The organism is Eubacterium sp. SB2 (assembly GCF_001244405.1).
Classification (GTDB): Bacteria; Bacillota; Clostridia; order Lachnospirales; family Lachnospiraceae; genus Faecalicatena; species Faecalicatena contortus_B.
The window spans coordinates 1739647-1754096 of the sequence record NZ_LN865153.1; the positions used below are offsets into that span (position 1 = coordinate 1739647).

Here is a 14450-nt window from a genome sequence, read left to right on the forward strand (position 1 = left end):
GCAGCTGATGGAACCAGCCGCATTCACTTAGAAATCTGATGATTTCTAAGCTCAGGCGGTTTTGAAAACTGATTTGGTAATCAGTTTTCATCCATCAGCTGCTGCTTTTTCGCTGTAAGTGTTTCTAACGCGCACTTTGATGCCCCGGGAATCACCATGTGTTCCCTGACGGGCCAGTACATCGTATAATAATTAACTGCCACATAAGCCGACCTAAATTTCCGATAGCACTACTCCACAAGCCTCAGCGTAGCCCACTACGCTTGCGTTTGTGGAGCAGCACTCTCGAAAATTTATCTCAGCTTATGTGGCAGTTACTTATTTTACGATGTACTAGGCTCATCCGGGCGGGAGGACGACTATTCAGCAGGTGAAAGGCGGCGGGGAGGGCAGCGGATTGGGCTGGCTTCTAGGGGCTATTTTGGTAGGAGACGAAGGAAAATTTGCTGATCTGATAATATCCCGTCTGGCGAAAGATACACTTTGCCAGGGCACATCCGGTGCTCCCATTTCGAAATCCTACATGGGATGGAATTGTACGTGCCGGCCGGATGAACCAGCCGGCGGCAGGGGAAGGAGGGGCGGCTGAGGGCTCTTTTGGGGGATTAGCAGCTCTTCATTAAAAAGGGCGGGAAAATGCGGGCTGGAACCAGGCTCACAAAGCCTGGTTCCAAGCAGGCCTGCAAGGCGAATTCATCGGAATTCGGCTTAAATGCCTGCGGTGCCCGGCATTTTCCCGCCCTTTTTAATTTAGAGCTGCTTATCCTCCAATTCCGCCCTCAGCTGCCCCTCCTTCCCCTGACGACGGCGTCCACCATTGCGCAATCCCTCCAATCCCTCCATTTTTCGCATTAAAGGGTTGAAACGTGGCGAAAAATACGGTATGATAAAAATTAGCATTTTTATTCTATTACATATATATTTGGAAGGAAGTATTAGGTATGAGACTGAACATCGGAGTGATTAAAGGGGACGGTATTGGGCCGGAGATCGTGACGGAAGCGATGAAGGTTCTGGATAAAGTGGGAGCGGTATTCGGGCATGAGTTCTGTTATACGCAGCTTTTGATGGGAGGGGCATCTATTGATGTGAATGGCGTGCCTCTTACGGATGAGACGATTGCGCTTGCCAAGGCAAGTGATGCGGTGCTGATGGGGTCTATCGGCGGAGATGCCGCAACTTCTCCGTGGTATCAGCTGGAACCATCTAAAAGACCGGAGGCCGGGCTTCTGAGGATTCGGAAGGAATTGAATCTTTTTGCAAATCTGAGGCCGGCTGTGCTGTATGATGAGCTGAGGGAGGCGTGTCCTCTGAAAGCAGAGATCGCAGCAAAAGGGTTTGATATGATGATTATGCGGGAATTGACCGGCGGGCTTTATTTTGGACAGAGAAAGACCGTGGAAGTGGACGGGGTTATGACTGCATATGATGAACTTACATATAATGAAACGGAAATACGCCGTATTGCAAAACGGGGATTTGATATTGCTATGAAGCGCAGGAAGAAAGTGACGAGCGTGGATAAGGCGAATGTACTGGACTCTTCCAGATTGTGGAGAAAGGTAGTAGAGGAAGTGGCTGCCGATTATCCGGAGGTGGTTTTGGAAAACATGCTGGTGGATAACTGCGCAATGCAGTTGGTTAAGGATCCGAGCCAGTTTGACGTGATATTGACGGAGAATATGTTTGGGGATATCTTGTCGGATGAGGCAAGTATGGTTACCGGATCAATCGGTATGCTTGCATCAGCCAGCCTTAATGAGACAAAGTTCGGGCTTTATGAGCCAAGCGGCGGTTCCGCTCCTGATATTGCGGGCAAGGGGATTGCCAATCCGATTGCTACAATTCTGTCGGCGGCAATGATGCTCCGGTTCTCATTTGATCTGGATAAGGAAGCTGACGCCATCGAAAATGCAGTCTCAAAAGTATTAAAAGACGGGCTTCGCACGATTGATATTATGTCGGAAGGAAATACACAGATTGGCACCAGTGAGATGGGTGACAAGATCTGTTCCTATATAAACATTTAGGTAGATCAGAGTTATAACAGCAGGAGTAATGGCATAAGTAGAAAAGGAGGTTTTAAAACTATGAGAAGTGATACAGTAACAAAGGGAAGCCAGCAGGCGCCCCACCGTTCTTTGTTTCATGCGCTGGGAATGACGCAGGAGGAAATGGACAGACCGCTTGTGGGCGTAGTCAGTTCCTACAATGAGATTGTGCCAGGGCATATGAATCTGGATAAGATCACTGAGGCAGTTAAAATGGGCGTGGCGATGGCAGGAGGAACCCCTATTATGGTTCCGGCAATCGCTGTCTGTGACGGGATTGCCATGGGGCATGTGGGAATGAAGTATTCCCTTGTCACAAGAGACCTGATCGCTGATTCAACAGAAGCGCTTGCAATGGCGCATCAGTTTGACGCGCTTGTGATGATCCCAAATTGTGATAAAAATGTGCCGGGCCTTTTGATGGCCGCGGCCAGAATCAACATCCCGACGATTTTTGTCAGCGGAGGGCCCATGCTCGCAGGACATGTAAAGGGCGGAAAAACCAGTCTTTCCAGCATGTTTGAGGCTGTTGGATCCTATGCGGCAGGAACAATGTCTGAAGAGGATTTATGTGAGTTTGAAAATAAAGCATGCCCTACATGCGGTTCCTGTTCGGGTATGTACACAGCCAACAGCATGAACTGTCTGACGGAGGCTCTTGGTATGGGGCTGCGTGGGAACGGAACGATCCCGGCTGTCTACTCCGCAAGGCTGCAGCTGGCTAAACATGCGGGCATGCAGGTAATGGAGCTGGTGAAAAAGAATATCCGGCCAAGAGATATTATTACGGAGGAGGCCATTCTTAATGCATTAACCGTAGATATGGCTCTGGGCTGCTCTACAAACAGTATGCTTCACCTTCCCGCTATCGCTCATGAGATCGGAATGGACTTTGAAATTGAATTTGCAAATTCAATCAGTGAAAAAACGCCGAATCTGTGTCATCTTGCACCCGCAGGCCATACATACATTGAAGATCTGGATGAGGCGGGCGGAGTGTACGCCGTTATGAATGAGTTAAATAAAAAAGGCCTGCTGCATACGGATTGTATGACTGTGACAGGTAAAACTGTGGGTGAGAATATTGCAGGCTGTACGAATCTCAATCCGGAAGTCATCCGGCCGATTGAAAATCCTTACAGCGAAACCGGCGGAATTGCAGTGCTCAAGGGAAATCTTGCACCTGACGGAAGCGTGGTTAAGCGTTCCGCAGTTGTTCCGGAGATGCTGGTACATGAAGGGCCTGCCAGAATTTTTGAAAGCGATGAGGCTGCCACCGAGGCGATTAAGACAGGTAAGATCAACCCGGGGGATGTTATTGTCATCCGCTATGAAGGTCCAAAAGGAGGCCCGGGCATGAGGGAGATGCTCAACCCGACCTCTGCAATTGCAGGATACGGGCTTGGATCTACCGTGGCGCTCATTACGGACGGACGTTTCAGCGGCGCATCCCGCGGCGCATCCATCGGGCATGTGTCACCGGAAGCTGCTGTGGGCGGACCGATTGCGCTGGTAGAGGAGGGAGATATTATAAAGATCAATATCCCTGAGCTGAAGCTGGAACTGGAAGTTTCAGATGAAGAGATGTCTGCCAGAAGAGCTAAATGGCAGCCAAAGGAGCCGGAGATTAAGACCGGATACCTGGCAAGATACGCATCTATGGTTACATCCGGCAACAGAGGGGCAATACTGGAAGTGCCAAAGACAAATTAGGAGGTCCTTATCAATGCATTTAACTGGAGCAGAAATCGTCATTGAATGTCTGAAGGAGCAGGGTGTGGATATTGTTTTCGGGTATCCGGGCGGCGCGATCCTAAACGTTTATGACGCTTTATATAAACACAGTGATGAGATCACGCATATCCTGACCTCCCATGAACAGGGGGCTGCGCATGCCGCAGACGGATATGCGAGAGCGACGGGCAGAGTTGGTGTCTGCTTTGCCACAAGCGGACCGGGAGCCACGAACCTGGTTACCGGCATCGCTACGGCTTATATGGATTCCATCCCGGTTGTTGCAATTACCTGTAATGTCGGCGTATCCCTGCTTGGCAAGGATAGTTTTCAGGAGATTGATATTGCAGGCATTACAATGCCGATTACAAAGCACAACTATATTGTAAAAGATGTCAGTAAGCTGGCCGGGACGATCCGCAAGGCATTCAGAATCGCGCAGACAGGCCGTCCCGGTCCGGTGCTGATTGATATTCCGAAAGATGTGACCGGTGAGAAAACCGATTATAAGCGTGAAGCAATTACTCCCGTCATCCCCATGGGGGCTGAGGAAATCTCTGACAAAGAAGTGGAGACAGCAATCAGCATGATTAATAAGGCAAAGCGCCCTTATATCTTTGTCGGCGGCGGAGCCGTTTTATCGGGTGCAAGTGAAGAACTGACTGAGTTTGTTCATAAAGTTGACGCGCCGGTCACGGATTCACTTATGGGCAAGGGCGCATTTCCGGGAACCGATGGGAGATATACGGGCATGCTTGGCATGCACGGGACCAAGACGTCCAATTACGGGGTCAGCGAATGCGACCTGTTGATTGTTATCGGCGCAAGGTTCAGCGACAGAGTGACCGGCAATACCAGGAAGTTTGCAAAGAATGCAAAGATTCTTCAAATTGATATCGATGCGGCTGAGATGAATAAGAACGTCATCATTACCGCAGGTGTGGTGGGCGACATCAAAGAAGTCCTGAAGAAGATAAATGCAGGCTTAAAACAGCAGTGCCACCCAGAATGGATGAGTAAAATACAGGAATACAAAGGAAAATACCCGCTCAATTACCATACGGACGTACTGACAGGACCCTATGTCGTAGAAGAAATCTACAGACAGACAAAAGGGGATGCCATCGTAGTAACAGAGGTCGGCCAGCATCAGATGTGGGCCGCACAGTATTACAAGTATACAAAGCCGCGGACCTTCCTGACCTCCGGTGGTCTGGGAACGATGGGATACGGCCTGGGAGCTTCTCTTGGGGCGAAGACCGGATGTCCGGACAGCGTTGTGGTTAATATCGCAGGAGACGGCTGTTTCCGTATGAATATGAATGAAATAGCCACAGCGGTGCGGCACCGGATTCCCGTCATACAGGTTGTGATTAACAATCATGTGCTCGGCATGGTCCGCCAGTGGCAGAACCTGTTTTATGAGCAGCGCTATTCCGCCACCGTTCTGAACGATGCGGTGGATTTTGTGAAGCTGGCGGAGGCCATGGGGGCGGAAGGGATCCGCGCAACCACAAAGGATGAATTCCAGGCAGCATTTGCGAAAGCCTTAACGCTGAACAAGCCGGTTGTCATCGACTGCCAGATCGACAGTGATGATAAAGTATGGCCCATGGTAGCTCCGGGAGCTGCAATCAGCGAAGCTTTTGACGAGAGCGATATCAGCCATTAGTATTCCAAGAGGACAGAGATGGCTTGAGTTGTAATGAAACTTATCAATGATGAAGCATAAAAAGTGCAGGAGGAAATTTGAAATGAGTAGAGTGTACAATTTTTCAGCAGGGCCGGCAGTTTTACCGGAAGAAGTATTAAAATCAGCAGCAGAAGAAATGTTGGATTACAAGGGAACCGGCATGTCGGTCATGGAAATGAGTCATCGCTCAAAGGCTTTCGAGGAGATCATTACATCAGCAGAGGCTGACCTGAGAGAGCTTATGAATATTCCTGACAACTATAAAGTCCTGTTTCTGCAGGGAGGAGCCTCCCAGCAGTTTGCCATGATACCGATGAACCTTATGAAAAATAAGGTGGCTGACTATATTGTGACAGGACAGTGGGCGAAAAAAGCTGCCAGTGAAGCCGCAAAATACGGTAAAGTTAACAAAATAGCATCTTCTGAAGACAAGACGTTCTCATATATACCAGATTGCTCTGACCTTCCGGTTTCAGAGGATGCAGATTATGTCTATATTTGTGAAAACAATACAATTTACGGTACCAAATTTAAAGAACTTCCGAATACAAAAGGCAAAACTCTGGTTGCCGACGTATCATCCTGCTTCCTGTCTGAACCAGTGGACGTAAGTAAATATGGAGTGATTTACGGGGGAGTCCAGAAGAATATCGGGCCTGCAGGCGTTGTGATCGTTATTATCCGTGAAGATTTAATTACGGAGGACGTACTGCCCGGCACACCGACCATGCTTACATATAAGACGCACGCAGACGCGAAGTCCCTTTACAATACCCCTCCGGCATATGGTATCTACATTTGCGGAAAGGTATTTCAATGGCTCAAGAGCATGGGAGGCCTGGAGACAATGAAGGCCCGCAACGAAAAGAAAGCAGCGCTTCTGTATGATTTCCTGGATCAGAGCAAGATGTTCAAAGGCACCGTTGAGCCAAAGGACCGTTCTCTGATGAATGTGCCTTTTGTTACAGGAAATGCCGAATTGGATGCCAAGTTTGTTAAAGAGGCGAAAGCTGCAGGCCTGGAGAATCTGAAAGGCCACAGAAGCGTGGGCGGCATGCGTGCCAGCATATACAATGCAATGCCATATGAGGGTGTAGAAGCACTCGTTGCATTTATGAAGAAGTTTGAGGAGGAGAATCTGTAAAATGTATAAGTATAATTGCCTGAATCCAATAGCCCAGGTGGGACTGGAAAAATTTAATGAAAACTATGTAAGAACAGATGACGCAGGGGAGGCGGACGCTATCCTTGTAAGAAGCGCAGGAATGCATGATATGGATTTCAGCAGCAGCCTGAAAGTCATCGCACGCGCAGGTGCGGGCGTTAACAATATCCCGCTGGACAAATGTGCAGAAAAGGGAATCGTTGTATTTAACACTCCTGGCGCCAATGCCAATGGTGTTAAAGAAATTGTGATCGCGGGAATGCTTCTTGCAGCACGTGACATAATAGGCGGTATTAGCTGGGTTCAGGAGAATGAAGAGGACGGGGACATCGCCAAGATGACCGAAAAAAAGAAAAAGGCCTTTGCCGGGACAGAGCTGGAAGGCAAAAAATTGGGCGTCATAGGTCTCGGAGCAGTCGGAGTTCTGGTAGCAAATGCTGCAACGCATCTCGGAATGGAAGTATACGGTTATGACCCATATGTATCCGTCGACGCTGCATGGAAGCTTTCACGTAATATCCACCATGCAAAAACGGTAGATGAGCTCTATAAAGAATGTGATTATATCACGATCCATGTACCGGCCCTGGAAGATACGAAGGGCATGATTAACAAAGACACGATCAGCCTGATGAAAAAAGATGTGGTCATCCTGAATTTTGCAAGAGATGTGCTCGTAAACAGTGAGGACATGGTTGATGCCCTTGTAGCAGGAAACGTGAAATGTTATGTAACAGACTTTCCAACACCGGAGGTCACAGGAGTTAAAGGGGCAATTGTAATTCCACACCTCGGAGCTTCCACAGAGGAATCCGAAGACAACTGTGCAAAAATGGCAGTCAAGGAAACCATTGATTACCTGGAAAATGGTAATATTACACATTCCGTAAACTACCCCGATTGTGATATGGGACAGAAAGGTGAGGGATCCAGAATCACCATCCTGCATCATAATATACCAAACATGCTCGGACAGTTCACGGCACTGCTCGCAAAAGAAAAATTAAACATCTCATTGATGGCAAATAAGAGCAGAAAAGAATATGCTTATACCATGATCGACGTAGACGGAGATGTATCTGAGGCTGTAAAAGAAGAACTTGGCAGTATCGAAGGGGTTCTTAAAGTGAGAGTTATTCTTTAATAGTTGAATGGATCGCGTAGAAAACGGGCACAGAAGTGTCGGGATACGCCTTCCGGCTGCAAAGTGGAGTAAATGAAAAAGAAGGAAAACCGGGGCAGACCTGGTTTTCCCTCTTTTTTTCTTTATGCTGCCTGGCATCCGGAAGACGCTAAATAAATTACTATTGACACAGAATGTATAATTGTATACAATTATACGTGGATGTAATCTGCAGAATTGAAGTGCTGCGGGGTGTTAACTGGATATATAGGAGGTAATGGTAGAATGGAAGACAGAAAAGTATTTTTGAACAAACACACAAATCTTTTGGAACTGGAAGAGCATATGTATCAGCTGGTGGATGTGGACTCGCCTAATGTGTTCCGCAACTTGTTCCACTATGATGAGATTCCGAAGATTGCTTTTAATGACAGGATTGTGCCTCACAATATGCCGGACGAAATCTGGATTACGGATACGACGTTCCGTGACGGACAGCAGTCACGTGCCCCCTATACAACAGAACAAATTGTTACGATTTTTGATTATTTACATAAGCTTGGCGGGCCTAAGGGTAAGATCAGGCAGAGTGAATTTTTTTTGTATAGTAATAAAGACCGGGATGCGGTTTATAAATGTCTGGAGAAGGGATATGAATTTCCGGAAGTTACAAGCTGGATCCGGGCGAATAAGAAAGATTTTGAACTGGTGAGGGAGATCGGGCTGAAGGAAACGGGGATTCTGGTGAGCTGCTCTGATTATCACATATTTTATAAACTGAAGATGAACCGCAGGGAAGCTCTGGATCATTACCTTTCTGTTGTAAGGGAGTGTATGGAGACGGGAGTGAAACCGAGATGCCATCTGGAAGATATTACGAGATCTGATATTTATGGATTCGTAATCCCTTTCTGTCTGGAGCTGATGAAGCTTATGGAAGAGTATCAGATACCGGTTAAGATCCGTGTCTGTGATACCATGGGATATGGGGTGAATTTTCCGGGGGCAGTGATTCCGAGATCCGTACCGGGGATTATCTATGGACTGATGACACATGCTGGTGTTCCAAGTGAATTGATTGAATTCCATGGGCACAATGATTTCTATAAGGCGGTCAATAATTCGACTACGGCTTGGCTGTACGGCGCATGCGGGGTGAATTGTTCCCTGTTCGGAATTGGAGAGCGTACGGGAAATACTCCGCTTGAAGCGATGGTATTTGAATACGCACAGCTCAGAGGGACGCTGGATGGAATGGATACAACTGTAATCACAGAGCTGGCGGAGTACTATGAAAAAGAGATCGGATACCGGGTTCCCTCCAGAACGCCGTTTGTCGGGAAGAATTTTAATGTAACCCGCGCCGGGATTCATGCGGATGGAATGCTCAAAAACGAAGAAATTTATAATATTTTTGATACCGACAAATATCTAAACCGCCCGGCGCTTGTATCTGTCTCCAATACGTCCGGTATTGCAGGAATAGCATACTGGATTAACGCATACTACAAGCTTCCGGCAGAACGGCAGGTGGATAAAAATTCAGAGCTTGTGCTGGCATTAAAGACCTGGGTGGACAAAGAATATGAAGAAGGTCGCGTTACAGTCTTGACAGATGACGAATTAGTTGCCAAAATAGACAGTGTATGCAGTGAACTGCATATAAAACTCTGACTTGGGAGGACATAAAAGCAAAATGGAAGAATATCAGGACCATTCCTTAGGCAGCCGTGTTTTTCAGAGAATCCGTGACGATATCTTGAAGGGAAAGTATAAGGAACACGATGAGTTAAGGGAAAATACGATCGGGAAAGAACTGGGGGTCAGCCGTACGCCCGTGCGAGAGGCGCTGAGGCAGCTTGAATTGGAAGGCCTTGTCTCTATCATCCCTAACAAGGGGGCATATGTGACGGGAATATCTTCGAAGGATGTAAGCGACATCTATATGATCCGCTCTATGCTGGAGGGGCTGTGCGCGAGATGGGCTACAGAAAACATTACGGACGAGCAGCTGGATGAGCTGGACGAGATTATACTCCTTTCCGAGTTTCATATGAAAAAAGAGGGCGGAGGCAGTGCGGATCAGGTGGCTGAACTGGACGGCAAGTTCCATGCGATTTTATATGAGGCTTCAAACAGCAAGATACTCAGCCATGTACTGACGGATTTCCACAAATATGTCCAACTGGCGCGGAGATCTTCCGTAGTCTCAGAAGAACGGGCCAGAAAGTCGATCCGGGAGCATAAGCAGATTCTGCGCGCAATCCGGGATAAAGATGCAGACCTTGCGGAGCAGCTCGCCAACGAGCATATTCTGCATGTCATACAGAACCTTAAAAAACAAGGTTATACCCATGGGCATCCCGTAATTCATGCCCCTGCGGGGCTGGTTTGCAGCAAGCCGCAAAATAATGTATGAAGAAATATTAGGAGGAGACAGTTAAGATGGAAAAGATTAAGATGAGTACACCGATTGTTGAGATGGACGGGGATGAGATGACAAGAATCCTCTGGAAGATGATTAAAGATAATCTTCTGGAGCCTTACATCGAGCTGAATACGGAATATTACGATCTGGGCCTGGAATATAGAAATGAAACAAATGACCAGGTAACCGTGGATTCCGCGAATGCTACAAAGAAGTACAAAGTAGCTGTTAAGTGCGCAACCATCACCCCGAATGCTGCACGTATGGATGAATATGACCTGAAGGAAATGTGGAAGAGCCCGAACGGGACCATCCGTGCCATTCTGGACGGTACAGTTTTCCGCGCGCCGATCGTCGTAAAAGGAATTGAGCCATGTGTTAAGAACTGGAAAAAGCCGATTACCATTGCCCGTCATGCATACGGTGATGTATACAAGGGTTCAGAGATGAAGATTCCGGGCGCAGGCAGGGTAGAACTTGTCTATACGGCGGAAGACGGGACAGAGACAAAAGAGCTCGTACATAATTTTGACGGCCCGGGTATCGTGCAGGGCATGCACAATATCAACCAGTCCATCGAAAGCTTTGCAAGAAGCTGCTTCAACTATGCGCTGGATACAAAACAGGATCTCTGGTTTGCGACAAAAGATACAATTTCCAAAAAATATGACCACACATTCAAGGACATTTTCCAGGAAATCTATGATGCAGAATACGATGAAAAATTCAAGGCAGCCGGGATCGAGTATTTCTACACACTGATTGATGATGCAGTAGCACGTGTTATGAAATCAGAGGGCGGATATATCTGGGCGTGCAAGAACTACGACGGCGACGTCATGAGCGACATGGTATCCTCTGCATTCGGATCACTCGCTATGATGACATCCGTGCTTGTGTCTCCCGACGGTTATTATGAATATGAGGCGGCCCATGGAACCGTACAGCGCCACTATTACAAGCACCTCAAGGGAGAGGAGACATCCACCAATTCAGTTGCAACTATTTTTGCATGGACCGGAGCCTTAAGAAAGCGCGGAGAACTGGATGGAAACCATGATCTGATGGCATTTGCGGACAGACTGGAAAAAGCGACCATTGACACCATAGAATCCGGAAACATGACAAAGGATCTGGCACTGATTACAACGATTGAGAATCCGACTGTTCTCAACAGTGAAGACTTTATCAAAGCGATTGCAGCAAGGCTGTAAATTTTATCTGCCTCATTCAATGCTTAAAAAGTCATCAAATAAATGATACTTCAATTTAAATGATGCAAAAACGGACCGGCACGCAGATCTGCATGCCGGTCCGTTTTTTATAAAGGCGTTGGAGCGTTGAAGTGAGCTTCCCCATTTTATTCTTATTCTGCAAGTTCTCCCCATTTTTCATAGAGAATGTCCAGTTCCTCTTCATTGGAAGCCTTTTCTGCAGCAAGTTCCTGGCATTTGACCGAGTTGGAATACACATCTTCATGGGTCATCAGTTCATCGATCTCTTCATTTCTTTCTTCCAGTACAGTGATGCGTTCTTCCGTCTTTTTCAGTTCATTCTGTTTTTTGCGCTCCCTGGCCTGCTGTTCCTTCTGTTCCTGCCAGCTGAGCTTTGCGTCTGAAACAGATTCCTTCGGAATACCGGAATCATCCGTGCCCCTGGCTGCGGGGGAAGCATAGACGGCCGTCAGCTCTTCCTTTTTTTCCAGATAATAGTCATAATTGCCGATATAGTTTACAAAGGTCTGATTCACCAGCTCTAATATGCGGGTAGCTGTCTGGTTGATAAAATAGCGGTCGTGTGAGACGTATAAGACGGTACCGGTATAGTCGTTGACTGCTTTTTCCAATATCTCTTTTGATGTGATATCCAGATGGTTTGTGGGCTCATCGAGGATTAGGAAATTGGCCTCGGAGAGCATCAGTTTTGCCAGCGATACGCGTCCCTTCTCGCCGCCGCTCAGGTCCCCGATCAGTTTGTACACGTCATCACCGGTAAACTGGAATGCGGCTAGCGTATTTCTGATCTGCGTATTATTCAGAGTTGGATAGTCATCCGAAATCTCGTCAAATATATTTTTCTGGTCGTGCAGCACATGGTGTTCCTGATCGTAATAACCGATTCTCACCTTAGACCCCAGAGTAAAGGAGCCCGTATCCGGGGGAACCACCTGGTTGATAATCTTAAGCAGCGTGGTTTTCCCGGTGCCGTTGTCACCGATTACAGCCACATGTTCGCCGCGTCTGATATCAAAGCTGATATCCGTAAATAAGGTCTGACTGTCAAAGCTTTTAGACAACCCCTCCACTGAAAGCACGTCGTTGCCGCTCAGGCAAGAGGGCTCCAGGGAAAAATGGATCTCCTTCGCCGCCTCCTGGGGCTTATCGACCAGCGTCATCTTATCCAGCAGTTTTTCACGGCTTTCCGCGCGCTTGATGGACTTCTCACGGTTAAAAGACCGGAGTTTTTCTATGACGGCCTCCTGATGCTTGATTTCCCTCTGCTGGTTCAGATATTCTTTCATCATGGCGTCGCGGATCTGTTGTTTTTTGTCCGCATAGGCCTTATAGTTGCCGGCGTACATCCGGACAGCCCCATTTTCGATCTCCACCACTTTTGTGACCACTCTGTTTAAGAAGAAACGATCATGGGAGACGATAAATACGGCGCCGGGGTAGTTCAGCAGATAGGTCTCAAGCCAGGTGATGGAATTTAAATCCAGATGGTTTGTGGGCTCATCCAGAAGCAGGATATCGGGTTTTGTGAGGAGCAGTTTTCCCAGGGAAACCCTTGTTTTCTGCCCTCCGGAAAGGGTGTCCGTTTTTTTGTCAAAATCCTCCTCCTGAAAACCAAGTCCTTTTAGGACGCCTGTCAGCTCGCTTTCGTAAGCATACCCATTCTGTGCCTCAAACGCGGACATCATGCGATGATAGGTATCGAGCCTGCTCTGAAGGGCATCACCGCTCAGAGACTTCAATTCCTTTTCAATAGCACGGATTTGATTTTCCAACTCGATAATATCAGCCTTTGCTGTCTTTACTTCCTCATATATGGAGCGGCCGCCCTCGAGTTTCTGCTGCTGTGCGAGATATCCGAGAGTTTTCCCTTTTGTAACTACAATTTCACCGCTGTCGGCTGGCTCTTCCTTTACGATCATCTTAAGAATGGTGGATTTTCCGGCCCCGTTTACTCCGACCAGAGCCGCTTTTTCTCTGTCTTCTATATGAAAAGAGCCGTCTCTGACAATGACCTGTCCACCGAAAGCTTTATTGAGATTATGGCATGCAAGTATCATAAGAAACCTCCTGTTGTCTTCTGTATCGGGCCTCCCTGTTCTGCTTCAGCCGCCGAACCCCGCTTGTTATCTTGAAAAATAAAGATTAATTTTCAGCTATGCTGAAAACCTGCCCGCGGGGCATGAGCTGCGGGATGCCCTTGCGTATACTTATTTCATTATAACGAAAATAGTTTAAAATACAACTAAAATTTGACTTTGCCCGTACAATTCTATATAATATGAAATAGATTAAGTTTGGAGGGGATAGCTGTGGAAGATAGAGAGATATCACGTGCGGTAATTGGACGGCTGCCCAGATATTACAGATATTTGGGAGAATTACTGGATGCAGGAGTAGAACGGATTTCATCAAATGACCTGAGCAAGAAGATGAGCGTCACTGCATCTCAGATTCGCCAGGATTTAAACAACTTTGGTGGTTTCGGCCAGCAGGGCTATGGATACAATGTTAAGTATCTCTATACAGAGATCGGAAAGATTCTGGGACTGAACAGAAAACATAACGTAATCATAATAGGAGCGGGTAACCTGGGACAGGCGCTTGCCAATTACGCGGCTTTTGAAAAGAGCGGCTTTATACTGCAGGGAATTTTTGACGTGAATCCAAGACTGGAAGGGGTAACTATACGAGGAATCCCAATCCGTATGATGGACGACCTGAGAGAATTTGTTGAAAATACGGACATAGAGATTGCTGCATTGACGATTCCAAAGTCAAAAGCGGTGGAAGTAGCCGATATGCTTGTTGAGAATGGTATCAAGGGCATATGGAATTTTGCGCACACTGATCTGCACCTGCCGGATGATGTGATCGTAGAAAGCGTACATTTGTCTGATAGTTTGATGAAACTGTCTTATAATATCAGCCGTTACAATGAAGAACATGATAATTGATTAACAATATAAAACGTGTAACAAAGGCACTGCGCCTTCGTTGCACGTTATTTCACTTATTAGGACA

Annotated in this window: 10 protein-coding genes; 9 read left to right on the top strand and 1 reads right to left on the bottom strand. The window is 47.2% G+C overall.

Features of this window, described 5'->3' with window-relative positions:
• The first annotated feature begins 941 nt into the window (after positions 1 to 941).
• The 8 genes from leuB to BN1938_RS20190 all read left to right on the top strand — a co-directional run bounded on the left by leuB (position 942) and on the right by BN1938_RS20190 (position 11408).
• Positions 942 to 2030 carry a 3-isopropylmalate dehydrogenase gene (gene leuB, locus BN1938_RS20155; RefSeq protein WP_050642231.1) on the top strand — a complete coding sequence of 363 codons (1089 nt, stop codon included), beginning with the start codon at positions 942 to 944 and terminating at the stop codon, positions 2028 to 2030.
• Between the two features lie 60 nt (positions 2031 to 2090).
• Entirely contained in the window at positions 2091 to 3764 is a 1674-nt protein-coding gene (gene ilvD / locus BN1938_RS20160) for a dihydroxy-acid dehydratase (protein ID WP_050642232.1), read from the top strand.
• A 13-nt stretch (positions 3765 to 3777) separates the two neighbouring features.
• A complete protein-coding gene (gene ilvB / locus BN1938_RS20165) occupies positions 3778 to 5457 on the top strand; it encodes a biosynthetic-type acetolactate synthase large subunit (RefSeq protein ID WP_050642233.1) in 1680 nt (559 codons plus the stop codon).
• A gap of 82 nt (positions 5458 to 5539) precedes the next feature.
• Positions 5540 to 6622 (top strand): 3-phosphoserine/phosphohydroxythreonine transaminase, encoded by a 1083-nt coding sequence (gene serC, locus BN1938_RS20170; protein ID WP_050642234.1) that lies wholly within the window; start codon positions 5540 to 5542, stop codon positions 6620 to 6622.
• 1 nt (position 6623) lies between these two features.
• On the top strand, positions 6624 to 7787 hold the full coding sequence (locus tag BN1938_RS20175) for a phosphoglycerate dehydrogenase (RefSeq protein ID WP_050642235.1): 1164 nt from the start codon (positions 6624 to 6626) through the stop codon (positions 7785 to 7787).
• A 264-nt stretch (positions 7788 to 8051) separates the two neighbouring features.
• Positions 8052 to 9440, top strand: coding sequence for a beta/alpha barrel domain-containing protein (locus BN1938_RS20180; protein WP_050642236.1), 1389 nt, complete (start codon positions 8052 to 8054; stop codon positions 9438 to 9440).
• A 22-nt stretch (positions 9441 to 9462) separates the two neighbouring features.
• Positions 9463 to 10185 (top strand): GntR family transcriptional regulator, encoded by a 723-nt coding sequence (locus tag BN1938_RS20185; protein WP_242843895.1) that lies wholly within the window; start codon positions 9463 to 9465, stop codon positions 10183 to 10185.
• Positions 10186 to 10211: 26 nt separating this feature from the next.
• The gene (locus BN1938_RS20190) at positions 10212 to 11408 is read left to right on the top strand and encodes an NADP-dependent isocitrate dehydrogenase (protein ID WP_050642237.1); all 1197 of its coding nucleotides are present in this window, start codon (positions 10212 to 10214) and stop codon (positions 11406 to 11408) included.
• A gap of 152 nt (positions 11409 to 11560) precedes the next feature.
• On the opposite strand, the gene BN1938_RS20195 is transcribed toward BN1938_RS20190, so the two are convergent.
• Positions 11561 to 13486: an ABC-F family ATP-binding cassette domain-containing protein gene (locus BN1938_RS20195; RefSeq protein WP_050642238.1), complete on the bottom strand. Its 1926-nt coding sequence runs from the start codon at positions 13484 to 13486 to the stop codon at positions 11561 to 11563.
• Positions 13487 to 13738: 252 nt separating this feature from the next.
• Between BN1938_RS20195 and BN1938_RS20200 the strand changes: the two genes are divergently transcribed.
• Positions 13739 to 14383, top strand: a complete 645-nt coding sequence (locus tag BN1938_RS20200) for a redox-sensing transcriptional repressor Rex (RefSeq protein ID WP_025657385.1) — start codon at positions 13739 to 13741, stop codon at positions 14381 to 14383.
• Positions 14384 to 14450 lie beyond the last annotated feature (67 nt).